At 54.1% G+C, this 24,067-nt stretch carries 24 protein-coding genes; 13 read left to right on the top strand and 11 right to left on the bottom strand.

Annotation, left to right across the window (positions count from 1 at the left end; genetic code table 11):
* Positions 1–5 precede the first annotated feature (5 nt).
* Positions 6–1,109 carry a magnesium and cobalt transport protein CorA gene (gene corA / locus C4520_01220; GenBank protein RJP26076.1) on the bottom strand — a complete coding sequence of 368 codons (1,104 nt, stop codon included), beginning with the start codon at positions 1,107–1,109 and terminating at the stop codon, positions 6–8.
* Positions 1,110–1,374: 265 nt separating this feature from the next.
* On the opposite strand from corA, the gene C4520_01215 reads away from it, so the two are divergent.
* Together C4520_01215 and C4520_01210 are read left to right on the top strand one after the other, a co-directional pair.
* Positions 1,375–2,457 (top strand): hypothetical protein, encoded by a 1,083-nt coding sequence (locus tag C4520_01215; protein RJP26075.1) that lies wholly within the window; start codon positions 1,375–1,377, stop codon positions 2,455–2,457.
* Between the two features lie 75 nt (positions 2,458–2,532).
* Positions 2,533–2,985 (top strand): hypothetical protein, encoded by a 453-nt coding sequence (locus C4520_01210; protein RJP26074.1) that lies wholly within the window; start codon positions 2,533–2,535, stop codon positions 2,983–2,985.
* A 169-nt stretch (positions 2,986–3,154) separates the two neighbouring features.
* Here C4520_01210 and meaB read toward each other — a convergent pair whose 3' ends face one another.
* From meaB to C4520_01195, 3 genes are all read right to left on the bottom strand, one after another.
* The gene (meaB, locus tag C4520_01205) at positions 3,155–4,111 is read right to left on the bottom strand and encodes a methylmalonyl Co-A mutase-associated GTPase MeaB (protein RJP26073.1); all 957 of its coding nucleotides are present in this window, start codon (positions 4,109–4,111) and stop codon (positions 3,155–3,157) included.
* Positions 4,108–4,428, bottom strand: coding sequence for a hypothetical protein (locus C4520_01200; GenBank protein RJP26072.1), 321 nt, complete (start codon positions 4,426–4,428; stop codon positions 4,108–4,110). Before C4520_01200 ends, meaB begins: the two co-directional genes overlap by 4 nt.
* 143 nt (positions 4,429–4,571) lie before the next feature.
* On the bottom strand, positions 4,572–5,714 hold the full coding sequence (locus tag C4520_01195) for a 1-acyl-sn-glycerol-3-phosphate acyltransferase (protein RJP26071.1): 1,143 nt from the start codon (positions 5,712–5,714) through the stop codon (positions 4,572–4,574).
* On the opposite strand from C4520_01195, the gene C4520_01190 reads away from it, so the two are divergent.
* Positions 5,715–6,089 carry a hypothetical protein gene (locus C4520_01190; protein RJP26070.1) on the top strand — a complete coding sequence of 125 codons (375 nt, stop codon included), beginning with the start codon at positions 5,715–5,717 and terminating at the stop codon, positions 6,087–6,089.
* A gap of 138 nt (positions 6,090–6,227) precedes the next feature.
* Here C4520_01190 and C4520_01185 read toward each other — a convergent pair whose 3' ends face one another.
* The 3 genes from C4520_01185 to C4520_01175 are packed head-to-tail and all read right to left on the bottom strand — an operon-like array spanning position 6,228 to position 13,375.
* A complete protein-coding gene (locus C4520_01185) occupies positions 6,228–7,856 on the bottom strand; it encodes a GAF domain-containing protein (protein ID RJP26069.1) in 1,629 nt (542 codons plus the stop codon).
* Between the two features lie 31 nt (positions 7,857–7,887).
* Positions 7,888–10,770 carry a CHASE2 domain-containing protein gene (locus C4520_01180; protein ID RJP26068.1) on the bottom strand — a complete coding sequence of 961 codons (2,883 nt, stop codon included), beginning with the start codon at positions 10,768–10,770 and terminating at the stop codon, positions 7,888–7,890.
* Positions 10,748–13,375 carry a VWA domain-containing protein gene (locus C4520_01175; protein ID RJP26067.1) on the bottom strand — a complete coding sequence of 876 codons (2,628 nt, stop codon included), beginning with the start codon at positions 13,373–13,375 and terminating at the stop codon, positions 10,748–10,750. The genes C4520_01180 and C4520_01175 overlap by 23 nt, the downstream gene beginning before the upstream one ends.
* Before the next feature lie 403 nt (positions 13,376–13,778).
* Here C4520_01175 and C4520_01170 point away from each other — a divergent pair, with 403 nt between their 5' ends.
* From C4520_01170 to C4520_01130, 9 genes are all read left to right on the top strand, one after another.
* A complete protein-coding gene (locus C4520_01170; protein RJP26066.1) occupies positions 13,779–14,543 on the top strand; it encodes an FAA hydrolase family protein in 765 nt (254 codons plus the stop codon).
* 13 nt (positions 14,544–14,556) lie between these two features.
* Positions 14,557–15,732, top strand: a complete 1,176-nt coding sequence (locus tag C4520_01165; GenBank protein RJP26065.1) for an LL-diaminopimelate aminotransferase — start codon at positions 14,557–14,559, stop codon at positions 15,730–15,732.
* A 9-nt stretch (positions 15,733–15,741) separates the two neighbouring features.
* Positions 15,742–16,116 (top strand): dihydroneopterin aldolase, encoded by a 375-nt coding sequence (gene folB, locus C4520_01160; GenBank protein RJP26064.1) that lies wholly within the window; start codon positions 15,742–15,744, stop codon positions 16,114–16,116.
* Positions 16,068–16,598, top strand: a complete 531-nt coding sequence (gene folK, locus C4520_01155) for a 2-amino-4-hydroxy-6-hydroxymethyldihydropteridine diphosphokinase (protein RJP26063.1) — start codon at positions 16,068–16,070, stop codon at positions 16,596–16,598. Before folB ends, folK begins: the two co-directional genes overlap by 49 nt.
* Before the next feature lie 88 nt (positions 16,599–16,686).
* Positions 16,687–17,493, top strand: coding sequence for a 3-methyl-2-oxobutanoate hydroxymethyltransferase (panB, locus tag C4520_01150; GenBank protein RJP26062.1), 807 nt, complete (start codon positions 16,687–16,689; stop codon positions 17,491–17,493).
* A complete protein-coding gene (locus tag C4520_01145) occupies positions 17,490–18,392 on the top strand; it encodes a pantoate--beta-alanine ligase (protein ID RJP26061.1) in 903 nt (300 codons plus the stop codon). Before panB ends, C4520_01145 begins: the two co-directional genes overlap by 4 nt.
* A 51-nt stretch (positions 18,393–18,443) precedes the next feature.
* Complete coding sequence (locus C4520_01140) at positions 18,444–18,794, top strand: aspartate 1-decarboxylase (GenBank protein ID RJP26088.1); 351 nt, start codon at positions 18,444–18,446, stop codon at positions 18,792–18,794.
* 155 nt (positions 18,795–18,949) lie between these two features.
* On the top strand, positions 18,950–19,888 hold the full coding sequence (gene nadA / locus C4520_01135; protein RJP26060.1) for a quinolinate synthase NadA: 939 nt from the start codon (positions 18,950–18,952) through the stop codon (positions 19,886–19,888).
* On the top strand, positions 19,885–21,351 hold the full coding sequence (locus C4520_01130; GenBank protein RJP26059.1) for a glutamate--tRNA ligase: 1,467 nt from the start codon (positions 19,885–19,887) through the stop codon (positions 21,349–21,351). The genes nadA and C4520_01130 overlap by 4 nt, the downstream gene beginning before the upstream one ends.
* 28 nt (positions 21,352–21,379) lie before the next feature.
* Here C4520_01130 and C4520_01125 read toward each other — a convergent pair whose 3' ends face one another.
* Positions 21,380–21,664, bottom strand: a complete 285-nt coding sequence (locus C4520_01125) for a hypothetical protein (GenBank protein RJP26058.1) — start codon at positions 21,662–21,664, stop codon at positions 21,380–21,382.
* Between the two features lie 220 nt (positions 21,665–21,884).
* On the opposite strand from C4520_01125, the gene C4520_01120 reads away from it, so the two are divergent.
* Complete coding sequence (locus C4520_01120; GenBank protein ID RJP26057.1) at positions 21,885–22,445, top strand: flavin reductase family protein; 561 nt, start codon at positions 21,885–21,887, stop codon at positions 22,443–22,445.
* 386 nt (positions 22,446–22,831) lie between these two features.
* Here C4520_01120 and C4520_01115 read toward each other — a convergent pair whose 3' ends face one another.
* The 3 genes from C4520_01115 to C4520_01105 form a co-directional block, all read right to left on the bottom strand.
* Positions 22,832–23,200: a dinitrogenase iron-molybdenum cofactor biosynthesis protein gene (locus C4520_01115; GenBank protein ID RJP26056.1), complete on the bottom strand. Its 369-nt coding sequence runs from the start codon at positions 23,198–23,200 to the stop codon at positions 22,832–22,834.
* A 19-nt stretch (positions 23,201–23,219) separates the two neighbouring features.
* Positions 23,220–23,681: a DUF134 domain-containing protein gene (locus tag C4520_01110; GenBank protein RJP26055.1), complete on the bottom strand. Its 462-nt coding sequence runs from the start codon at positions 23,679–23,681 to the stop codon at positions 23,220–23,222.
* A gap of 43 nt (positions 23,682–23,724) precedes the next feature.
* The coding region (locus C4520_01105) for a hypothetical protein (GenBank protein RJP26054.1) at positions 23,725–24,067 on the bottom strand (343 nt) is incomplete at its 5' end.

Genomic DNA, 24,067 nt, shown 5'->3' with positions numbered 1-24,067 from the left:
AACCGCTAGAACCAGTGCTTGCTCCTGAAGTACAGAAGCATTAAGGCGCCGACAAGGAACATGAGAAGCGCTGTGATATAGAAGCCGGAGGGCCATGATTCCATGGGAATGTAAGCGAAATTCATTCCAAACATTCCGGTGATAAAACTCAGGGGGATGAAGATGGTGGCGATGATGGTGAGCACCTTCATCACTTCATTCGTTCGGTTGCTGATGCTGGTGAGGTAGGTATCGACCATGCCGGAGAGCATGTCGCGGTAGGTTTCGATGGTATCGATCACGTGGATGGTGTGGTCATAGACGTCGCGCAGGTACGTCAGCGTCGCCGGCTCGATCAACGGGGATTCTCCGCGCTCCAGCGCATTGATCATCTCCCTGAGCGGCCAGACGAATTTCCGGAGAAAAATCATTTCGCGCTTCATGATGTGCAGACTGTGCAGGCTTTCAGCCGTGGGCGAATCCGCGAGGTAATCCTCCAGCGCCTCGATGCGGTCTCCGAATGTCTCCAGTACCGCAAAATAGTTGTCCACAATGATGTCGATCAGCACGTACGCCAGGTAATCTGCCTTCATCTGCCTGATCCGCCCCTTGTTGGTCCTGATGCGCTCGCGGATCGGATCGAAGAGGTCGCCCTCCGACTCCTGAAAAGAAAGTACAAAGTTGCGCCCGAGAATCAGGCTGATCTGTTCGGCTTCGACCTCGACCGAAAGGTGCGCGGAGTCCTCACCTTCCTTCTCGAAGCTGTTGTGCAGGGAGAGCATCTTGAGGACGATGTAGAGGAATTCACCGTGGTCTTCCGCCTTCGGCCGCTGGTCGGTGTTCAAAATGTCCTCGAGCACGAGCGGATGCAGATTGTAACGCCGCCCCATTTTGTCGAGAATGTCCGTCTGGTGAATGCCGTCGATGTTGACCCATGTGACGGTCGGTCTCTCAAGATACTCGAACAACTCCTCGACTTCCGCCGCTTCCCTTTCCTCGAAGCGGCGCTCGTCGTAGTCCATGACGGAGATCCGGGGGTTGCCTTCGCGCTTCTTGCCCAGGTGAATCAGAGAGCCAGGCGGCGCCCCGGCCTTCTGTGAGCGTTTCGGCAGTTGTCTCTGAAGCGGCATAAGATCCTCTCGGAGGGCGTCAGGCTCCTCCTTTGCAGTGCGCTTGTGCTATAGCTGTCACTCATCTCCTTGATCAGGGGCACCGGGTTTCATCCACCGGTTTTCCATATTATATCGGCTCGCGGCGGGCAGCGCAAAAGAAGCCGGTTCCGGCGCCGCGGCCGTATTTTATCTGCCGGCACAGAATGGCTTTTCCATGGTCGAACAATGTATAATTGCCGTGATGGCGACTTCCTGAAATAAAAAACCTGAGGAGAGACAGCCAATGATACCCAGAGATCGAATGCTCGCCGCCATGGACCTGCAGCAGCCCGATCGGGTGCCGGTGTGGGAGATGGGATTCAACGAAGAAAGCATCATCAATATAGCAAGACATTTCACGTCCGATTTGCCGCCGCTCAAGCATGTGAGTGATATGACGCTCGAGGAGAAAATCAAGCTGTTCGAGGGCATCTGCACAATCGTCGAGTCGCTCGATCTCGATGGCGTCACGCTCCTTCCGCTCGGACCGCGCGAGCACGCGGGCGAGCATCTGATCCGCGACGGCGTCGGCATCGTATATCGTCTCAGCGACCATGGCGAGCCATTCCCGATCGACGGCCCGATAAAAAGCGCATCCGATCTTAAGGGATTCAGCCTCGGGGTCCCAAATGAGGGCGAGTTGGTCGGTCTTCAGTATGCAAAACAGAAATTCGAGGGGCGGCGCGCGATGGTGTTTTTGACGCCCGGCCCATTCCGCTTGAGTTGGGGCTTGCGCGGCGGGATGGAACACCTGCTGGCCGATTACCTGCTCGAGCCGAAAATGGCGCATTCGCTCGCGCGCATTGTTACTGATTACTATAAGGAATTCCATTCGATGGCGATCGATGCCGGCGCCGAGATCATCGCGCTCGAGGGCGACCTCGCGTTCAATACAAATACCTTGATGTCGCCTGCACAGTACGCCGAGTTCCTTGGCCCATATCATGCGGAGCTCGTCGACAACGTGCACCGCAAAGGGGCGAAGATTTTCAAACACTCCGACGGCAATCTGTGGCCGATTCTGGATATGCTTCTCGAGTGCGGGTTTGACGGCATTCACCCAATCCAGCCGCAGTGCATGGATATCGCCGAGGTGAAACATTACCTGCGCGGGCGCGCCTGCGTAATGGGAAATATCGACTGCATGTACCTGCTGCCGGATGGCGCCATTGAGGACGTGGAGCAGACGGTTAAGCACACAATCGAGGCGGCTGCGCCGGGCGGCGGCTACATCATGTCCTCATCCAACAGTGTACATCCGGGGTGTAAAGCCGAAAATTATATCGCCATGGTGCACGCGGCGCATGCATATGGAGTGTATAAATAATGCGGTCTGGGCTGTTTCCCCGTAGGGCGAAACAGGCTGCTGCCTTGAAAACAGGCATGGCGACTGAAAGACGGGATGCAGGTTCCACGAATTGAAAATATTGAGATCGTCACCAAAGTGTTTGGAGAATGGCCTTCGTTCCGCGATGGCGAGATCGTCCGATTGACTCTTGATCGCTCGGGCCCCGAAGGGCCTCGTCTCGAAGCACTGATATATGTATTCCTTCCAACCGGAGAAATCGATGAGCAAGGACTCTACATGCTCAGGCACGAATCCCTGGTCGCGCTTGAATTCATGGAAGTGGTCGTTGAAAAAATTGCGGGATTCAATCATCAGAACGTTATATTCGAGGTCATCATTTCAGAAATCGATCCTGCAGAAAATGACGGGAGGTGCTTCGAGGTGAACATCGAAGGGCCCTACGGTTGCACTGCCCTCTTCAAAGCAAAAAGAATATTCGTTCGCGACCTTATTCCTCATAGAACGAAGAGCGTTCAAACTCCAAGACGTGAGCGGCTCGAACACTGATAATGGGAGGGAATTAGCTTGCCCGAATGATAACGTCAGATCTTTCGCTTTCACTCAGGATGACAAAGAAGGCGCAAGATGATCTCCGAAAAGGCGATGGTGAGTTGGGAGAATCTGTTGCGGATCAGATATTCTTTCCAGGCCGCCCCTTCAAAGCTAAATCCGAAATTCATTTGATTCCCAGCTTTTTGACGATCTGGTCGGCGAGGGTATAGGGAGTTTCCGAGCTTTGGTCGGCGCTCTCAAGGTAATTGCGGATGAGCGCCTGAATCTCCTCGTTCTCGCGCACGACGGCCTCGATGCGCATCGCGATCAGATTGCGCAGCCGCTTGCGAATGCGCTCCTTACGCTTGGCCGCAAGGAGTTGCGAGTTTTTGAGAAATTCGGTATGCCTGTTTATTGCGGCAACCAGTTCCTGAATCCCCTCCCCCTTCACGGCAACGGTGAGAAGAACAGGGATTTCCCATCCGCCGCTCTCGCGCATCGAGAGCATCGCTTCCACCTCCCGCGCTAGTTGGGAGGCGCCGTCCCGGTCGGCCTTGTTTATGACGAAGATGTCGGCGATCTCCATCAAGCCCGCCTTCATCGTCTGAATGCCGTCGCCTGATTCGGGAACGAGCACCACGATGGTCGTTTCGGCGACGGACACGATATCAAGTTCCGATTGGCCAACGCCGACGGTTTCCATGATGACGATGTCCTTGCCGAACGCGTCAAGCACGTCGCCGACCTCGTTGGTCGCGACGGCCAACCCGCCGAGGCTGCCGCGCGTGGCCATGCTGCGGATGAAGATCTCCGGATCGAGCCCTATGTCGGTCATGCGGACACGATCTCCGAGGATCGCACCGCCGGTGAACGGACTGGTCGGATCGACCGCGATAATCCCGATTTTACTGCCTGCCGCGCGAAGCGATTTGGCGACATGAGTCGTCAGCGTGCTCTTACCGGCGCCGGGCGGGCCGGTAATCCCGATGCGGTGCGCCCTGCCGGTGGACGGAAAGATATTGTGCAGCAAATCCTCAAACCCGTCGGATCGGTTCTCCACCAGCGAGATAATTCGCGCGAGCGCGAGCTTGTCGCCCGAGCAAAACCGCTCATACAATTTATCCAATTTATCCGTTTTCATGATTCCATATTCGACTTGCGCCGCTTTCCGGCATCCCTCTTTTCCGGCTCCGGATGAAAAACCGCCCGCATTTTCGCCGTCTCACTCCTGAATTTGCCGATGGTGGCGAGAGCATCGAGCATCGCAATGACAATAGCCATCAACAGCAGAAAGAAGAAAATGCTCCAAAAGATGAAGAATGCGTTGACCGACTTTGTTAGATCCAGAACAAACACGCCAAGGAGCGCCATGACGACGACTACCGCAAGGATGCCGGCGCCTATGGTTCTCATCAGCAGGCGCGCCGTCCACCGGCTTTGTCCCCGGTTGTCGTTCATGCCGGCCGCCCTTTGGCGGGGGTTATGCGGCTCGCAAAGCCGCTCCGGCTCGTGCGCAGTGATTCCGGGTTCATTATATGCAGAGCCCTTTCCACTGTCAAACGGTTAACGGGAGCCTTCGCCGACAAGTTTTTTGCCCGCTTCTACCTTGGATACTTGATTTCGACCTGCTCGGCCCGATATTCCGGCGGCAGCATTTCATTCACTCTGCGCATGATGATCAGTGAGGCTTCATCGAAAACACGCTCGAATCTCTCCGCCTCGATCGTGTACGCCCTGAACTGGTTTCGCTCGAGCAGGCTGCGGAGCATGCGGGTGTTATCCAGGTTCACGACATCTTCAATCCGCTCGAATTTCCTCTCGATCCGGTCAAGAAGTTCGAAGCAAGATAAGGCTTGTCCGAATTTCACGACCGTATGCGAGCCGGGAAAACCATAGTACTTGAAGATGTTGTACCATTTGATGCCTTTCGGCAGTATCTTGTCGGTTCCCCATATTGCCGCGGGAATGACCAGGCCTTTGAACTCGAACGGGAGCTGAACGATGCCGGTCTTGATCGGTTGCAGTGTTCCGCGGTGACTGCGCGTCCCTTCAGGATAACCCAGGACCGGGCGTTTGCGCTCGAGCATCTCGTGCGTATTGATTGCCGTCCGCACCAGCGATTGCCGCTTGAGCACGTTCACCTCATGATACGGATTGGCGCCTGAACGATTCATGAACTCGATAAAATCGCGCTCGCGCGGAAGTTTGCCCGTGCTCTGTTTATACCATCTGGCAAAACACAGCTTCACGTTGGTGATCGGTATCTGGTTCGCTTTCCGGAGCACCCATCCAAACACCGGAAACCCGTAATACTTTTCCTTGCAAAGGGCCGACACCCTTACCTTCAGATGCTCATCGATCATGTTCATGATCAGAAAATGGTCGGCCCAGCTCAAATGATTCGAGAAAATAAATACGGGGCTGCCCGACTCAATCGCTTTTTTCAGGTTCTCGACCGTCTCGGCTTCTTGTCCTATCCTGAGCCGGATGATAAGGTTTTTCACCCATTTGCGGGCCACAAGGTCCCATCCCCACTCCGGAAACGGCTTCATGATTTCCTCGGGGCAGGGCTTGATAACGGCGTCGCCTCTGAATTTCTTATCCATATCTCTTTCTCCTCTCGAATTATACTGAAAGCAAAATCGCCAGTCAATCAAGCGGGGAAATGGCCGCTGGATGGCACCGCGAGGAGTTTGAAGGGAGATGATGGCGTTGCTATAATATAAGAAGAAGGATATGAGCATATGGCCTACGCTGATAAGATAAGAGCCTTTCCCGGATATCGCCGCGCAATTGGCGGTGTCTTCCTTACGATCGGCTACATCCTTTCCCCGTTGAGCTGGTGGAATGACGCCATAGTGAATATCCCCCTGGCATACGTGCTGGCGTGGATCGTCTCCCAATTTTCCGCTCGTTTGTTTTTGCCCGCCATGATCGCCGCCTATTGGGCCACCAACATTGCCGGCCTGCTCCTGATGCACCTCGGCGGCCTGCTCCTCTTCCGAAAGGAGGCAACCCGCAGCCAGATGCGATTAGGTCGCCTGATTCTCATCTCGACCATCTACACGCTTGTCATCGGTGTCCTGGCGAAGCTTGGCCTCTTCCCACATCCCTTCTAAAAGATGATCTTCAAACTCTTATCCGATTTCAAATGGCGCGATCGAGAGCGGTGAAACCTGAAAAGCGAGAGGATTGCCATTCCCGCGAAAACGAGGGTGGGAATTTGTCTTCTATGTTCCGAACGAACGCCTGAATAACTACCGAGGGCCGGGAGGATCGGAGGCGGGCTTTAAGTTCCTGCAGTCGATCTCATACACCTGCACCGGTTTGGAGATTCCCTTTAACTTCGTTTCTTCCAGGAAATGAGCGCGTGCAAGCTTTCCTGCGATTCTGTAAGTTTCCGGGCACATAAGAATCCGGCCGGACTCGGCGCGTGCGCATAAGCGGCTTGCCAGGTTGACGGTGCTGCCAATCACCGTATATTTCATCTGCTTTGGCGAGCCAATGTTGCCGGCGACCGCCGCACCCGTCGCAATTCCTATTCCGATGTCGAATGTGGGAGAACCTCTCCGCTTCCAGATCTCCTTCAGCGAACCAATGGTCTTCATCATCTCTTGCGCCACCGCTATAGCTTGCGCCGCATGATCCTCGCATTCAATTGGCGCTCCGAAATACGCCATGATCTCATCGCCAATATATTCGCCGAGGGTGCCTTTGAACTCGAAGACGACTTCCGACATTGCCGTGAAATATTCGTTGAGGATGGCGACGACATCGGCTGGCGGGAATTGTTCGGCAAACGGCGTGAATCCGCGAATATCCGCAAAAAGGACGGCAACCGAAGCATATTTTCCCCCAAGCCGGTCGGAATCCTGCTGGCGGAACAGGTGGTCCACTACGAGAGACGGCAGATATCGTTCGAGCGTTGTCAGCTTCCGTTGCTCTTCCTTGATCCGCGCTATCAACCTGGAATTCTCGATTGAATTCGCAAGCGCGCCTCCGACCGCGATCAGCAGGCGCAAATCCTCTTCCGAGAATCCGCCGGGAACGTTCAGCGCATCGACATAGAGGGCGCCAAACAAGTTGTTTTTGGTATTCAAGGGAACACACATGACCGACCGAATGCGTTTCCTCTTGATGCTGGTGACGTCTCTGAACCGCGAATCAACATACGTGTCCTTGGCCAGGACTGCGGTCGTTTGTCCGATCGTTCTGTTAATAATGGTCTGGCTGATGCTGACTGAAGCCGGCTCGCCCGACTGCCCCCGTTCCTTAAAGGCGACGGGGTACACGGATGCCAACCCCTCGTCGCAAAAGATAATGGCCGCGCGATCGGCAGGAAGGATTTCAAAGACAAGATCCAGCACTTTCCGCGTCAGCTCATCCACGTCAAGGATTTCCATTATGCTCTGATGCACCTGGTAGATGGCTGTCAGGTGCTTTTTCTGCTGTTCCGCCTGAGGCACTGTTCCGCTTCGCCGCTCCCTGAAGTAGGATTCATCCAACGATATGGTTTTTTGAATGTCTTCTCCAATATGATTCTCGTCCCGCTCGGACGAAATCATTACCTGCCGTCCATTCAATTCGTTGGGCTCTGAATGGAGCGAAAAGAGCATTTTGGCATCCTGCCCGAGCTTGATTACGTTTCCCGGTTGCAGGAATTTCCTGTCCACCTGGAGGCCGTCGACGAACGTACCGTACTCGCTGGAGTGGTCGATCAACAGGTAATTATTGCCGTCGAAGATAATTGAAGCGTGCACCGGAGCAATTGTCGGCAGATCAATATGGACACTATTTTCTGTCGCAGTCCCAATCGAAATGATTTTCTGCTTCAACTCTATGGGAACTGCGAATCCCGACGGCTTCAAAATGGTGAGAAACGCCATGGCCTTGATCTCCTTTGGATCGTGAAGCCGATCATCCGGCCGGCAGGGAGGCTTCCACTCGATCCAGTTCTTTCAGCAGTTCCAGGTAGTCGCGATGTCTTTCCTCGGTCTGTTTCGCGGTCATCCTTCGAATCAAAGTGATAACTGCTTCGGGAACTTCTTTCTTCCGCAACGGCTCATCCGGCATTTCCGTGTTTGAATGGTGCCAGGCCAATCCGGCGATGGTATCAGCTTTAAATGGCGGCTCACCCGCGAGCAAATGAAAAAAGGTGATTCCAAGAGAATAGATGTCGGCCCGGCAATCAAGTGCGGCGCCACGCGCCTGCTCGGGAGACATATATTGGAAGGTTCCGGCAACCGTGTGGGTCGATTCGCCCCGATTCGCCAGCCGCGCGAGTCCGAAATCGGCTATTTTTACCATGCCGTGATTGTTTATCAGCAGGTTTGCCGGCTTTATGTCTCGATGAATGATGTCCTCTTTCTGAGCCGCATTCAAGCCGCGACACGCCTGGATCAGGATGTCAAGTGCTTCTGCCACTGGCAAGGGACCTTCCGTATTCAGCAGTTCGCGTACAGTTTGCCCATCGACAAATTCCATCACAAGATAAGCGACGTCGTCTTCCTCGCCTGCGGAATATACCTGCACCACGTTCGGATGGCTTAGTTTCGCCAGCGCCTTCGCTTCTCTGGCGACTGCAGCAATGGCGTCTTTCTCCAGATGCGGAAACACTTTAATCGCCACCTGTCGCTCAAGGACTTCATCGTACCCGCGGTAAACGGTTCCCATATTTCCGGCCCCGATCTTTTCCATCAGAATATACGGACCGAGAAATTTTTTGGTTCCGATCGTGGCTGCGGGATAAACAGCTTCGCTACGGATGAGGAAACTCTCGCCAATCATACCTCTGACATTGAAGATATGGACCGGCTTCGGATAGGGCCCCACGCGCATTTCTCCAACTTCTTCGACGTCAAAGAACGACTCCATTCCTTCAAACGTCTTCCGGGGGATCAGGATTTGTCCCTCTCTCGCGGCGTGCGCCAAATGTATGCCCAAATCAACATTTTTCCCGATGACCGTATAATTCATTCTCCTTGAGGAGCCGATATTCCCGACTGTGGCAAATCCTCTATTCAGAGCCATTTTCGCGCCGACGGGATACCTCGCGAATCGCTTCGCACCCAACTCAAGAAGCGCTTGCTTGATCGAGACAGCGGCTCTCACCGCTGCTATGGCATGATCTTCCCGTTCGAGAGGAGCGCCAAAGAAGGCAATCAATCCGTCTTTGGTGAACGTATCGATTGCGCCATCATTTGCGAAAATGATTTCGCAGGCTTTCTCATATGTGGCGCTCAGGAATTCGATTATCTCCTCCGCTTCGGCGTTTTCCGTCACTCGCTCGAATTTTTCGAGAACAAGAACAAGCACCGTCAGGTTTACGCGTTCTCCGCCCAGTTTCAACTTATCGGGGTTCTCGACAATTTGGGCGAGCAATTCCGGCGAAACGTATCGGGAAAATGCCCTCCGAAGGGAGGAACGTTCCTGTTCAGCTTTCAGATGCGTATAACCGGTGCAACCGCCAAAAGCGAGCACGATGACGGAGCAAGGCCAGACGATATCCGTTATCCATCCAACCATGGAGAAGAAAGCGAAACTCAGGAGCAGCCACAGAAGGATGGCGGCGGCGCCGGCAATAGCAAAGGCAAAGACCCTGAACCTGAAACAGCAGGCACCGATGCCGGCGCACACAAGAAATGCAACTGCCAGAGTTGCCGGAGTCGGAATTTTTCGAAGAAACTGCCGATGAAGAATTGAGCTGATTACATGCCCGTGAATCTCGGAAAGCCGCACGAGCGGCTCCAGCGGAGTCGGGCCCATATCTGAAGCCCCGGAAAAAGACACCGACAGGATTATCAGTTTCTCCGATAGCAGGTTTTCCGCCTGCCGATTAACGTTTTCGTCCTCATCGAGCAGATCAGTGAGAATCCCTTGAAGCGAATAATGAGGGAACATTCTGCCCCAGCATCCGGCGTAATTAATCAAGATCCGGCCACGGGAATCGATGGGAATCTGCAAATCCTCCGCTTCCTCCTTGCCCGGCAATCGCGCATTCCGCAGGAAAACGGAATCTCCCGGGAATACCTCGATATCTTCTTTTTCCACATCCAGAAGAGACCGGGCCAATTCGATATCTATCGATGGGAAAAACCTTCCATCCACATCAACAAAAAGGGGCAGGTGCCGCGCGACACCATCCGCGTCCGGCACAAAACTGATATGCCCAATGCCTTTTGCAGGCACCACAAACGCAGACAAGGGAATCACCGCGCGCCCGGCCTTCGGGAACCGGGAATTTCCTTTTGCCGCGGTCTCGTACGAGAGACTTTTCAGGAGCGACAAATTTGAACCCGCCGTTGTTCCGGCCGCATCATGATCTTTGAATTCGACTGCGACACCGAGAAAAATCCGCTCCGCTTCCTCGAAAACGCGCACAAGCGCGAGGTCATTCTCCGGTGAAGTCTCTTCTGCAAAAAGAACATCGACGAATATTCCCCATGGCCCGGCCCCATCAAGAATTCGAATCACTTCCGCGAGGCGCGAACGCGGCCATGGCCATCTGCCCAGCAGTTCAATGCTTTTATCGTCGATGTCCACAAACACAAGACGGTTGTCAGGCATAACGCGATGCGGCAAGCGCATCCGTACATCGACAAGCATATTTTCGAAACGCTGCAGGAGAGGCCGAGCGAGCAATCCGGCCGCGACAGCGATTAGCCAGCAGCAGAGTGCTATTGCCGTTCCTGCATGGAAAAGTGTCTTCCTCGTCGCAGCGACGCAGGTGTGTTGGTCTGGTCCAAGCACAGGAACCGGTTTCACTTGAACAGGAAAACTACTTTTTCTTTGCTTGCGCATCGACGATTACGACCGATTTAATGCTGCTCCCGGGAACATAAATGTATTGGATATTGCTTTTATCAAGCGGCAAGAGGAACAGGGCGGCGCCCTGTTTATACCGGTATTTCCGGTCCACGAGCCCACTCAGCTTTTTTCTGTTGGACAGAAAAACCGTGATATCTTTCCGGATCAATTTTCGCGATCTCCGCAGGGGACGCGGCAGGATATGCTTTTCCGGATCGCTTTCATCAATGAAAAATTCCACATACAGGACGTCCCGAAAATCCAATGTGAGGAACTGTTCTTTGTTCTCGCGTACGCACGTCATGAAAAAGACAAGGCTGGCGAGGTCCCAGTATTCCAGCATTCCTGTGTACTGGACGCCGTCGTTCATGTGGACTCTCACCTGACGTTGAGTCTGGATATCTATGAATTCGAACAGAAGTTTCCCGACTTGGATCATGTCTTTGTGCTTGAGCTGTCGGCCCTGCTTTAGCGTTTCTCCGTTGACGACAACTTTACCGCCGGGAGCGAGCCCAATAAAAACTTTCGTTGGGTTCCTTTTTCTGCCCGCATAGATATGGCAGTGAATCGCTTGGTCGGCGGAGTGAGTGAAAGGGAAGGGGTTGGCGAGATCGCTCCCGATATTGAGAATCAGGGAGTCGCTCTCGCGCGAGATTTTTGCCAGATCGTATTTTTTTTGAGGCTGATCCGACGCCGATGAACGCAGCATAAAATGCCCGACCGGTCTCCCCCGGTAGAGACGGGTCAACTTGGTCTTCATCAGCACCAATTTCAGATTGCTCAGCAGCAGCCGATATAAGCTGCGAACTTTCGATCTGACCCTCCACATCACAAAAATGACGAGAAGAAGCAACAGCGATGAAAGGACGATAACGGCGTTCCTGATGGCCGGCTTCAAATCCCTTAAGCGTTGCGCAAAATTTGGACGGGATTGCAGCACCTGCACCGGGATGCTTTTCACGGTAAATTTTATATCCGGGCTGTTACAGCTCAAATTGATATTGCCGGCGTACGTTTCACGACCCGTATGTCTGAGGAATGGAGGGCAATAAAGGAGAAGGTGCACCTTCTTCAGCAATTTATCTTCATTATCGTCCTCCACATCGGTCGACAGTTCGACTCCCGGAGGCAACGGCATTTGCGCGAGAACAGAGATCTTATGTTGTCCACGATATTTTTCGCTATATCGTAACGGTATTTCCGCAGTGTATTTCTGGTTGGGCTTGATTGGACCGAACACGATTTGGTTAATCAATGGTCTCACAGTCACGGGATGAAAATGAATTTCGTGAAGCGGAGTCTTAAGGAGCAACGCCTTCTTCCATTTGTTCCATTCCTCCAGTATGACCTGAGGAATGGGGAACGGCGGAGTCGGCGGATTGCCGGCCGCGATCACGGATTGATTCCCCGCTTCTATGATAACCTTCTTTTCGAACGAAGCCTTGTCCACGGCCGATATCTCCACACTTCCGGAGAAGACGGAAACAACCTCCTCCTGAATTTCGCCCCGATAGCTGACCCTGAAATCTGTTCCCCGTGTTCCCGTTAATGCTATAGGAGTGAGCACTTCATATCGTGTCGATACATCCGGCGGTTTCTGAATGGAGTTCAAAACAGTCCCATTTTGCAGTTCGACCCGGACGTTCATCTTCTTCTTCAGAGGGAGTGATTCCGCCTCTTTCAATCCTATGGTAGTTTCTTCGCCCAATCCGATACGCGCAATCGAACCAATGGTAACGACGGCCTTCGCGCCTTTCTTAACGGAAATCTCATCGCCGGCAAGCAATTTATAGCGAGCTTGATTGATCGCAACCCAGTTATGCTCTCCTGCCTTTTTTACCTCTACTTCACCGAAGCGGTCGCTGACGAATGTATCGAGTGCAGCCCATTGGTGAGGATCCTCAATGATGCTCTCGACTATTTTTTCCTCACTAACATTAAGTATCTGACTTAGTTCGCCTGCGTTGAAGAATTCGCCGTCATACTTCTTTACGAGAGAGAGCAATTCGGAGTCGACCTGCTCCCTCAGCGCCAGATAGTACAGATTCCACTCTTTTCCGGGAAGAAAATCAGGATATTGTCTGAGCGCATTCTCAAGCGTGCACTCCTCCACATAATCGGGCGGCGGATGTTCCTTACCGTCGGTCACAAAGAGAAGAACATATTTTTCAGCCTTCCCGCCTCTGGAGTACCCATGAAGCAGGTCCACACCTTTTTTTATCGCGGGAGAAAAACAGGTGTATAATGATGTTGCTGAAGCCGTATCGATAATCCTGCACAAGATTTCCTTTTTATTCTCGTCAATGGATTTATAGCTGGCTAAGGTGGATGCTTTCTCGCCAAAGAAAACAATTGAAATGCTATCGCCGGACGTGCTCTCCTTGATGACGTTCTTCAGGATCGCCTTCACGTCTTCATTGATCCAGACCATGCTTGTGGAATTATCGATGAGATAAACGACAGCCGTCCCCCCTGCCGGATTCTCCGTTTTCTCGGCAAATGCGGATTTCGGCGCCTGAATAGCGGCTGATATCAGAACAAGGAGAGTTCCAATAAACTCCAGAGGCGGAAGGCGAACAGAAACAAGTTGAATCCGCATGGGGACTGGTCTCGCTCTGAACACAGTGATCTAGGGGAAACTGGCAAATACAGCCATAAAGACAGCCTCACTTACGATTATGGAAAACAAATAATCGATCGGATAACTTTTTCGGCATTATAATATTTATAAGGATATTGAAAAATAGGATATCAAATCTGACCCCGTTTTGGCAATTCATCGCTTTTTTCATCTCAAAAACCGTAAGCGAACATCCCCACGCTCAATCTGAACGTCTGAGCTTGCGGAGCGGAACCAGCCGGCGCTGAGGAATTCATTTGACAGGAAATGCGATGGATGCTACAATTTCCCGCAACTGCAGCAGGTCCGCGTCCCGCCACCCGGCCTGTTATTCTTGCTTTTGGGGAGAAAGAGCGTCTGGTTAATCCAAGGAGAACTTCCGTTGAAAATCTGTCGATATCGTCTTAAGAATAAAGTTGAATTCGGAATAGTCGAGGACAGCGAGATCATAGTCCTCGCCGGCGACCCGCTCAAGAAGATTGAAAAGAAAAACGTGAAGCGGGCGCTGGCGGAGGTTGCACTGCTGCCGCCGACGCAGCCTTCGAAAGTCGTCGCGGTTGGCCTGAATTACCAGGAACATATCGATGAAACAGGCATGGAGAAGCCGGAAGCCCCGATCCTCTTTATCAAACCCTCGACGGCGGTCATCGCGCATAACGAGCCGATCCTGTACCCAAAAACGGCGACCAGGGTCGATTATGAAGCGGAGCTGGGAGTCGTCATCGGGAAAAAGTGCAAGCATGTTTCTGTCGGCGAAGCGGCATCGGTAATTTTTGGCTATACATGTCTCAACGACGTCACCGAACGCTTCATGCAAATGAAAGACGGACAGTGGACCCGCGCGAAATCTTTTGATACTTTCTGTCCGATCGGCCCGTGGATGGAGACGGATATGGAGCCTTCGGGCCTGCGCGTCGAAGCGTATCTGAACGGAGAGCGGAAACAGTCGGCAACGACCGAGATGTTTATTTTCAAGATCGACGAGCTGATCAGTTTCATTTCCGGGGTTATGACGTTGCTGCCCGGCGATGTCATCGCCACCGGAACGCCTTCGGGCATCGGTCCAATGGAACCGGGCGATAGTATCGAGATAAGAGTCGAAAACATAGGATCACTGATAAATCCAGTGCGGAAAGAAGCCGACTGAGCGAGGAGGCGGAATGAGCGACACGCGGTTCAAGCCGGCGGATCGGTTGAAGCAGATACCGCCGTATCTTTTTTCCGAAATCGATAAGGCCAAGCAGAAAGCGATCGCCAAAGGCGTCGATATCATCAACCTCGGAATCGGCGACCCCGACATGCCGACCCCGCGCAAGATCATCGAGGCGCTCGCTGAGGCCGGCGCACGGCCGGAAAACCATCAATACCCATCCTATGAAGGGCTCCTCGAACTGCGGCGCGAATTCAGCGCTTACATGAAAAAGAGGTTCGACGTCGAGCTCGACCCGGCCACTGAAGTGCTCACCCTTATCGGTTCAAAAGAGGGAATCGCGCACCTGCCGCTCGCATTTGTCAATCCCGGCGACGTTGTCCTGGTGCCGGACCCGGGATATCCCGTTTACACCGCGGGCACGGTGCTCGCAGGCGGCATTCCTTATTATCTCCCACTGACGGCTGAAAACAATTTCCTGCCGGATTTCGAGCGGATCGATCCCAAGGCGGCCGCTCGAGCAAAGCTCCTGTGGCTGAATTACCCGAATAATCCGACGGCCGCCGTGGCCGATAAAACGTTTTTTGAGAAGGCGATCAAGTTTGCGGAAAAATACGACATCATCGTGTGCCAGGATGCAGCGTACTGCGAGCTTGCTTTTGACGGACTAAAGCCGGTGAGCATTTTTGAAGTGGCCGGCGCCAAGGACAGAGCCATCGAATTCCACTCGCTTTCGAAAACCTACAACATGACCGGCTGGCGCATCGGGTTCGCGGCCGGCAATGCCGAAGTGGTGGCCGCTTTGGGAAGCATCAAGACAAATGTCGATTCCGGTGTTTTCCGGGCCGTCCAATATGCGGGCATCGCCGCACTGAAATTGCCGCCAAAGACGGTCACCGATAACGCGGCAGTATACCAGGAGCGACGAGACATCCTGGTCGAAGGCCTCCGTTCCCTCGATTGGAACATGCCGAAGCCAAAAGCGACCTTCTACGTGTGGGCGCCGTCGCCCAACGGCTATTCTTCCGCCCAATTGACCAAAAAACTACTCGAGGAAGCCGACATCGTGACCACGCCCGGAAATGGATTCGGCCGTCAGGGCGAAGGCTATATCCGATTTGCATTAACGGTTGATAAGAAAAGACTTGCGGAAGCCGTTGAGCGGATCAAACGGATCAGTTTTTAAAGGAACTGCGTGTCTGCAAACGATAAAATTATCCTGAAGGGCATGCTTTTCTCGGCCTCGGTTGGCGTCTCCGACTGGGAGCGTGACGTTCCAACCAGCCTCGAGGTCGACCTGGAGTTACAGGCCGATCTACAGAAAGCTTGCATGTCAGACAATTTGCATGATACAATTAACTACTCCGAGCTCTATGATCTGGTCGGCGAAACCGTCGGCTCCAGACATCATAACCTGCTGGAATCGCTGGCGCAGGAGATAGCCGACGGCGTCTTGAAACAACACGCTTGCCGTTCGGTAATCATAAGAATTCGGAAACCGCATCCGCCGGTCAAAGGCGTATGCGCCTATGCGGAAGTCGAAATAACAAGAAGCAGCCGGGAAAGGTGACAACGGCGTATCTGGGCCTCGGCAGCAACCTGGGCGACAGAGAGGCCAACATCAACTGGGCCCTGGTCGAACTGGTCAGAACCGCCGGGTGCAGCCTTATCAAGGTGTCCTCGCTATACGAGACGAAACCGGTCGGCATCACCGAACAACCGGATTTCTATAATGTCGCAGTCGCTATCCAAACCGATTTGGCGCCGAAAGAGCTTCTGCGGCGCCTGAAGGAGGTGGAGCGGAAGGTAGGACGCGAGAAAACATTCAAATGGGGACCGCGGGTTATCGATATAGATATCCTACTGTACGACGAGATGAGCGTCACGGAAGATAACCTTGAGATTCCGCACCCCGAGATGCAGCACAGGGCGTTCGTGCTTGCGCCATTGTCCGAGATTGCGCCGTCGGCGAAACATTCGGCAACCGGCCGTACCGTTCGCCAGATGAGCGAGGAGATCGGAAGCGAAGGCGTAAGCAAACTTTCACGGTGAGAACAGATCCGCTTGGATCCTGAAAAAGGACCGAGACGGGAGGAATACTCTGCAAGACCTTCCGGGCTTGGTTCGGGAGGATTTTTTAATGCCCGCGACCAAAGTAACCGTTCTCGACATCATTCAAAAGAAGCAGCTCAAGCAGAAGATCACCATGCTGACGGCGTACGATTTCCCCATGGCCGCCGTCCTGGCGAAAGCCGGAGTCGATATGCTGCTCGTCGGCGATTCGGCCGGCATGGTGTTCGCCGGTGAAGCCAACTCGCTCTCGGTGACGATGGATCACATGATCTACCATACCCACGCCGTCGCCGCCGCAAAACCCTCTTCCCTCATCATCGGGGATATGCCCTTCATGAGCTACCAGCTCTCGCCCCAGCAAGCCACCGACAATGCCGGCCGTTTCATTTCGGAAGGCAAAGCCGAGGCCGTCAAACTCGAGGGCGGCGCCGAATTCGTTCGCGAGATCGAGGCCATCCTCAAGTGCGGCGTCCCGGTGATGGGCCACCTCGGCCTCACGCCGCAGTCGATCCACAAGTTCGGCGGATTCAAGGTGCAGGGACGCGATGAGGCCGCCGCCAAAAAACTGCTCGATGACGCTCTCGCCATCCAGCAGGCGGGCGCGTTCTCGATCGTGCTCGAGTGCGTCCCCGCCGAGCTCGCAAAAAAAGTGACGGAAACACTGCAGATACCTACTATCGGCATCGGCGCCGGCGCCGACTGCGACGGGCAGGTGCTCGTCACGCCCGATCTGCTCGGCCTCTTCGAGCGGTTCACCCCGAAATTCGTCAAGCGCTATGCTCACCTCGCGCCGCTCATCGAAGAAGCGGTGAAAACGTATATCGAAGAGGTTAAATCGGGCGCGTTCCCGGGCGAGGAGCACTGTTACAAATGAGAACGTCCGCAAAAAGAATCGGCAAAAGACGGCCGGACAAAAGGCAGCTCCTTATTATCCGCGACCCGGCCGAGATGCAGGCACTCGCCAATCAATTGAGACGCGCCGGCAAAACGATCGGGTTCGTGCCTACGATGGGATACCTGCATGAAGGCCACGCCAGCCTGCTGCGCGGCGCGCGACGCGACAACGATGCAGTCGTGCTCAGCATCTTCGTGAACCCGACGCAATTCGGACCGAACGAGGACCTCGACAAGTATCCTCGCGACATGATACGCGACGAAAACATCGCGCGGCAGGAAGGAACCGACTACATTTTTTATCCGGAACCGCGTGATGTCTACCCGTCCGGGTATCAGACTCACGTCAGCGTGGAAAAACTGACGAAATCGCACTGCGGCATCTCGAGGCCGACGCATTTCGGGGGAGTAGCTACCGTCTGCACCAAGCTCTTCAACCTGGTTCTGCCGCACCGCGCCTATTTCGGCCAAAAAGACTACCAGCAGTGTGCCGTGATTAAGCGCATGGTGAAGGACCTCAACATGAATCTCGAGATCGTCGTCCTGCCGACCGCTCGCGAGGCCGACGGGCTGGCGATGAGTTCCCGCAACGCCTATCTCAAGCCGGACGAGCGCGTGCAGGCGGTTTGCCTGTATGAGGCTCTGCAACTGGCGAAGTCAATGGCGACAGACGGCGAGAGGAAAGCTGCAAACCTGATTTCGGCAATGCGCGAACATATTCAAGAGCGGCCATCGGCGCGAATTGATTACCTTTCCGTCGCCGACGTCGACACGCTGGAGGAACTGGAGACGCTTCAAGAAAAAGCGGTCGTCCTGCTGGCGGTTTTCATGGGAAAGAAAACACGCCTTATCGATAACGAAGTGATCACAGTACATTAGGAAGGAGGGGGCGATGCAGTCAGACGCCCACCTTGCAGAGGAGACAGGATGATGCTTCGAACGATGTGCAAATCGAAGATCCACCGCGCCACGCTCACGGACGCAAACCTTCATTATGAGGGAAGCATCACAATCGATTCGGACCTGCTCGAGGCGGCCGATATCCTTCCCTATGAGAAGGTGCAGGTGGTCAACATCAACAACGGGAACAGGCTCGAGACTTACGCCATCGAGGGAAAAGCCGGCGGCGGCGATATCTGCCTCAACGGCGCCGCCGCCAGGCTCGGTGCGCCGGGCGATCTGGTCATCATAATCTCGTACGCCACGATGGACGACGTCGAGGCACGCGAGTGGGAGCCAAAAAAAATCCGCGTTGACGAAAAGAATCGAATGATTAATTAACTGCATGGGCGGGTTTCAAACCCGCTCCTACCGTGATACCAGAACCCGGCTTTCATTGAACTGCTGGACGCGGTCAGCTAAAATAGCAAACTAACAAATTTCATGGTTATAGGAGCAGGTTTTCAAGCCTGCGCGACTAAAACATAAGCGGACAAATGGACAATCAGCATCCCGAATATACCGAACGACTGGAAGCGTTGAAACCCGAAATCGCCGCTCTCAAGAAAGAGCGCAATGCCGTTATCCTCGCGCACAATTATCAGCGCGATGAAATCCAGGAACTGGCCGACTTCTGCGGCGATTCGCTCGGATTGAGCAAACAGGCGGCCGCAACCGACGCCGATGTGATCGTTTTCTGCGGTGTCCACTTCATGGCCGAGAGCGCCGCCATCCTTTCGCCGCGAAAAACCGTGCTGCTGCCGGTCGCGGAGGCCGGCTGCCCGATGGCCGATATGATCGACGTGCCCGAGTTACGCGAGCTCAAGGCGAAGCATCCGTACGCAACGGTTGTCACCTATGTCAATTCAACCGCCGCGCTCAAGGCCGAGACCGACATCTGCTGCACGTCCGCAAATGCGGTCAAGGTAGTCAATTCAGCGCCGACCAAGAAAGTGATATTTGCGCCTGATCGAAACCTCGCCGCATTTGTCGCCCGATATTCGGAAAAAGAGATCATTCCGTACGATGGCTTCTGTCCGACCCATACGCTTATTTTCGCATCGGCCGTCAAGCGCGTGCAGGCCGAGCATCCGAACGCGAAGCTCGTCGTTCATCCCGAATGCTTGCCCGAGGTGATCGACCTGGCCGACCACGTGTGCTCGACGTCGGGCATGTATAAATTCGTGCGCGATTCAGACGCAGAGGAGTTTATCGTCGGCACCGAGGCCGGCATCCTTTACCGCCTGCGCTTGGAGAACCCGCATAAGAAATTTTATCTCGCATCCCGCCGCATCGTGTGCCCAAACATGAAGATGACCACCCTCGAAAAGCTCGCCGACGCGCTTCGATTCATGCAGCACAAGGTCGAGGTGCCCGCCGATATCCGCGAGAGGGCCAGGCGCGCGCTTGACCGCATGCTGGAGGTCGGCCGATGACGCAAGGCGTCAGGGCCAGATTCGCGCCCAGTCCTACCGGTTATCTGCACGTCGGCGGCGCACGAACCGCCCTCTTCAACTGGCTCTTCGCGCGCCACACCGGCGGAACGTTTATCCTCAGGATCGAGGACACCGACCAGCAGCGCTCGACGCCCGAGGCGCTGGCCGCAATCATCGACGGCCTCCGCTGGCTCGGCATAGATTGGGATGAAGGCCCCGACATCGGCGGCCCATTCCGCCCATACAACCAGATGGCGCGCCTCCCCATGTATCAAAGCGAAGCCAAGAGGCTGCTGGAATCCGGCGCCGCATACAAGTGTTTCTGTACTCCGCAGGAACTTGATGCGATGCGCCGGAAAGCGCGCGAGGCAAAGGCGCCGCTGAAGTATGACGGTCGATGCAGAGTGCTCTCGCAAGCGGAGACGGCCGCGCGAGAGACACAAGGCATGCCGTACGCGCTCCGCTTCAAGATGCCGCCGGGCACAACCGAATTCAACGATATGGTGCGCGGGCGGATCGTTTTCGACAACTCCGAACTCGACGATTTCATCATCCTTCGCTCCGACGGCACGCCAACCTATAATTTCTCCGTTTCCGTCGATGATGAGACAATGCGGATCACGCACGTCATCCGCGGGGAAGACCACATCTCGAACACGCCGAAGCAGATACTGCTCCTACGGGCAATGGGCGTCGAGCCGCCTCGCTATGCTCACGTGTCGCTCATCCTTGGTGAGGACGGAGCCCGCCTGAGCAAGCGGCACGGGGCCACCGCCGTCGGCGCATATGCCGAAATGGGTTACCTGCCCGAGGCAATGTTTAATTTCCTGGCGCTACTCGGCTGGTCTCCGAAGGACGATAAGGAGATTCTGTCGCGCGAGGAAATGATTGCCGAATTCGAGATAACCGGCGTCGCGAAGACGGCCGCCATTTTCAATCATCAGAAACTCGAGTGGATGAACGGCGAGTACATTCGATCTCTTTCCGACGAGGAGCTCGCGATTCGGTTCACGCCGTTCCTGATTCGCGCCGGCCTTCTGACCGAGGATCAGGCGCAGACCCGGCGCGAATGGCTTGTTCGCCTCGCTCGCGCCGTCAAGATACGGCTCCGCCTGCTCACCGATATCGCGCAGTATTCCGAGTATTTCGTTGCCGACGTCGAGAGCTACGATGAGAAGGGCGTGAAAAAGCATTGGTCGAAGCCGGATGTCCCAAAACTTCTTGGCGTCTTCGCCGACCTCCTCGAAACCTGCGATCCATTTACTGAAGAGAACATCGAGGCGCGTGTTCGGGAGTACGCCGAGCGCGAGGGAATCAAGCTTGGCGACCTCGTCCATCCGGCTCGGCTCGCGCTCACCGGCAAAACCATCGGCCCCGGCCTCTTTGAGGCCATCGTCCTCCTTGGCCGCGACCTTTCCATCGCCCGCCTGCGCAAAGCCCTCACAATAATCAAATCGAGGTAGAGCGGACATCCATTCCACCGGAAACCGCTCAAACAAATCGGCGCTCCGTGTCAGTCCAGCCGCGCCGATGCCCGCCCGTTTCCGCGCCAGTCATTGTCAGTCCATTTGCGTCTACGCCGTGAATGAAAAAAAGATGCAGTACCGCCTGCGGATGAGGCTCAGTTGGGAACAGCAAAACCAAGTCTCTCGCCTCATGCAGCGCATACTGAAAAAATTGTTCTCCCTGAGGCCGCTCAGCAGACACCTCAAGAAACTTCAGATTGCAGATGCGATTTCCAAATTCGTGAATCGGGACCATCTTCAAAATTTTCATCCGTTGATTACACAGGTTTTCGCTGATTTAGAACCTTTCTTCGCGGAAACCATCAACCCGCAAAAAAGCGCAAGGAGAAAAATTTGCCATCTCTACTGCTCATCTTCTTAGAATCCAAAATCGAAATTTAATCGACCTCAGACTTCAGACCTCTTACCCTGTGGCCTGTGGACTGTCTTGCTGTAGACTGCTTCCGATGGTAATGTTAGAAATGACACCTATGAAAAAATATAAGAAAAAGAACGATTTTCCGGTGAGCCAGGTCCGCCGGTATCTGGAACCAGGTCCGATTGTACTGGTTTCATCAAGATGGAAAGGAAAGACAAACATCATGACGATGGGCTGGCACACCGTGATGGAGTTCACGCCGTCGCTCGTCGGCTGCATAATCTCCGAGAGTAATCACAGCTTTCACATGATCCGCAACAGCAGCGAGTGCGTCATCAACCTGCCGACCACAGCGCTGATCGATACGGTCGTCGGGATCGGTAACACCTCGGGGGCCGAAATCGACAAGTTCAAGGAATTTGAGCTGACACCCGGCGAGGCGCAAGAGGTCGAGGCGCCGCTGATCCGCGAGTGCCATGCCAACTTCGAATGTCGACTACACGACAAATCACTTGTCGACAAATATAACTTCTTCATCTTCGAAGTGGTGAAAGCGCATGTCGCCGCTTCGCCGAAGCATCCCCGGACGCTGCACTACACGGGCAATGGTGTGTTCATGATCTCCGGCAAGATCATCAGCCGAAAATCACTGTTCCGCCCGGAGATGTTGTGAAGGGTCGCCGAACCCGGATCGCAGACCCCGGGCGCGAAGTCGCAAAAGAATACCCATTTAGCCGCAGATTTCGCAGATCTTCACAGACGTAGGAGCGCGATTCATCCCGCCCGGCTGAATCTTTTTTGTCATTCTGAGCCAAAGCGAAGAATCTCTCTTTGAACCGCGAATAAACGCGAACGCGCGCGAATTAGAGATTCAGCCTACAGGAAGTCAAAGATTCTTTACCCCCGGATTTCGCTGATTTTCGCTGATTGCTGAGATTTTGAACCGCGGAACTCACTGAGCCACAGAGGTTCAAGCGTTTACCGAAAAGCATTCTCAGTCTCTGTGCGCTCGGTGCTCTCGGTGGCAAAAAGAGCTTTAGATGTTTTTGTATTGTCCTTTCAATTATTGTCGTGACAGCCATGGTCGCCATGCTCGGAACAGCCCAGGCCGGAATCCGCGATCTGGCCGGCTAGCCAGGCCTCGACGACTTTCTTGAGAGGTCCCTGGCAGCCGCGGACCACGCTGATGCCGTGCGCTTCAAGCATGTTCACAGCGCCCTGTCCCATATTGCCGGCGAGCATCACCTTGACTCCCAGGGCCGATAGTTGAGGAACAATATTCGATTTGCATCCGCATCCGGGAGGCGGCACAAGCCTTTCCTCTTTGACGATCCGATTGTTCTCATCTACGGTGAACACGGTGAAGCTCTCGCAATGGCCGAAGTGACCATCCACCATGTCATTGACTGAAGGTAACGCGATCTTCATTGTCGTACTCCTTTTCAAATCATTTCTTTCCGCAACGATTACGGCATCTTTGAGCGGGACCCGCCTCGAGACCGGAATTCAGGCGATGGAAATCACGGCCGTGACAAGCCGGGCATTCCGTGGGCCGTCCGGTCCCGGGCGGAACCTGCCAGAGATGCTGGCAACCCGCACAATTGAAAGTCCTCATTTCCATCATTTGATAAGCGCCTCCTTCGATCTTCAGGGCTTTTCCCTGTGCCAGCGCTTCCGCCACTTTCTGGTGAGCGGACTCGAGAATCCGGCCAAAAGTAGGCCGGGATATCTTCATTCGTTCCGCGGCCGCTGCCTGGTATAAACCCTCCAGGTCCGCCAGCCGAATCGCCTCGAATTCGTCCACGGTCAAAACCACTTCCTCCAGATCAGTCAAGGGAATCCCACGCGGCTTGAAATAAACCACTCCCGGCATCTCGCTTACCATCCGACAGTTCTTCGGCCTTGCCACGAACCAAACCCTCCCTTGCTTCGCTCTCATTATAAGCATATGCTCATAATCTGTCAATGCTCTCTAAGATTGGACCAAAAGAGAAAAGCTTGTATCGACAAATTTTCACAGCGCGGCAGAAGTCGCGACCAAAAAAAAGATTAGCGCGCAAAGCCGCCAAAGCTCGCAAGGTGTCCCGTTGTTCGCTGTGACAAAAGTTGTCCTGATTTTGAACTTTGGACATTGAACTTTTGAAGGAACGGGCAAGCGGGCAGAAAGATTCCCGGGAAATTATGAGTAAATATTTATGGGTCCTCGCGAGAATTTGTGGGTGAGAAAAAGTCATAAATAATTGAAAAGCATGAACTAAATCCTGTATATCGAGTGTCTGAAGAGGATACTTGAAA

The organism is Candidatus Abyssobacteria bacterium SURF_5 (assembly GCA_003598085.1).
In the GTDB taxonomy this organism is placed as follows: Bacteria; Abyssobacteria; SURF-5; order SURF-5; family SURF-5; genus SURF-5.
This window is presented reverse-complemented; position numbering and strand designations above follow the sequence as displayed.

What these genes read in the sequence shown, in the direction of transcription:
- corA (RJP26076.1), bottom strand. Translation starts at nt 1,109, where the DNA reads ATGCCGCTTCAGAGACAACTGCCGAAACGCTCACAGAAGGCCGGGGCG.
- C4520_01215 (RJP26075.1), top strand. Translation starts at nt 1,375, where the DNA reads ATGATACCCAGAGATCGAATGCTCGCCGCCATGGACCTGCAGCAGCCC.
- C4520_01210 (RJP26074.1), top strand. Translation starts at nt 2,533, where the DNA reads ATGCAGGTTCCACGAATTGAAAATATTGAGATCGTCACCAAAGTGTTT.
- meaB (RJP26073.1), bottom strand. Translation starts at nt 4,111, where the DNA reads ATGAAAACGGATAAATTGGATAAATTGTATGAGCGGTTTTGCTCGGGC.
- C4520_01200 (RJP26072.1), bottom strand. Translation starts at nt 4,428, where the DNA reads ATGAACGACAACCGGGGACAAAGCCGGTGGACGGCGCGCCTGCTGATG.
- C4520_01195 (RJP26071.1), bottom strand. Translation starts at nt 5,714, where the DNA reads ATGCTCATATCCTTCTTCTTATATTATAGCAACGCCATCATCTCCCTT.
- C4520_01190 (RJP26070.1), top strand. Translation starts at nt 5,715, where the DNA reads ATGGCCTACGCTGATAAGATAAGAGCCTTTCCCGGATATCGCCGCGCA.
- C4520_01185 (RJP26069.1), bottom strand. Translation starts at nt 7,856, where the DNA reads ATGGCGTTTCTCACCATTTTGAAGCCGTCGGGATTCGCAGTTCCCATA.
- C4520_01180 (RJP26068.1), bottom strand. Translation starts at nt 10,770, where the DNA reads ATGCGCAAGCAAAGAAAAAGTAGTTTTCCTGTTCAAGTGAAACCGGTT.
- C4520_01175 (RJP26067.1), bottom strand. Translation starts at nt 13,375, where the DNA reads ATGCGGATTCAACTTGTTTCTGTTCGCCTTCCGCCTCTGGAGTTTATT.
- C4520_01165 (RJP26065.1), top strand. Translation starts at nt 14,557, where the DNA reads ATGAGCGACACGCGGTTCAAGCCGGCGGATCGGTTGAAGCAGATACCG.
- folK (RJP26063.1), top strand. Translation starts at nt 16,068, where the DNA reads ATGCGCCTATGCGGAAGTCGAAATAACAAGAAGCAGCCGGGAAAGGTG.
- panB (RJP26062.1), top strand. Translation starts at nt 16,687, where the DNA reads ATGCCCGCGACCAAAGTAACCGTTCTCGACATCATTCAAAAGAAGCAG.
- C4520_01145 (RJP26061.1), top strand. Translation starts at nt 17,490, where the DNA reads ATGAGAACGTCCGCAAAAAGAATCGGCAAAAGACGGCCGGACAAAAGG.
- C4520_01140 (RJP26088.1), top strand. Translation starts at nt 18,444, where the DNA reads ATGCTTCGAACGATGTGCAAATCGAAGATCCACCGCGCCACGCTCACG.
- nadA (RJP26060.1), top strand. Translation starts at nt 18,950, where the DNA reads ATGGACAATCAGCATCCCGAATATACCGAACGACTGGAAGCGTTGAAA.
- C4520_01130 (RJP26059.1), top strand. Translation starts at nt 19,885, where the DNA reads ATGACGCAAGGCGTCAGGGCCAGATTCGCGCCCAGTCCTACCGGTTAT.
- C4520_01125 (RJP26058.1), bottom strand. Translation starts at nt 21,664, where the DNA reads ATGAAAATTTTGAAGATGGTCCCGATTCACGAATTTGGAAATCGCATC.
- C4520_01120 (RJP26057.1), top strand. Translation starts at nt 21,885, where the DNA reads ATGAAAAAATATAAGAAAAAGAACGATTTTCCGGTGAGCCAGGTCCGC.
- C4520_01115 (RJP26056.1), bottom strand. Translation starts at nt 23,200, where the DNA reads ATGAAGATCGCGTTACCTTCAGTCAATGACATGGTGGATGGTCACTTC.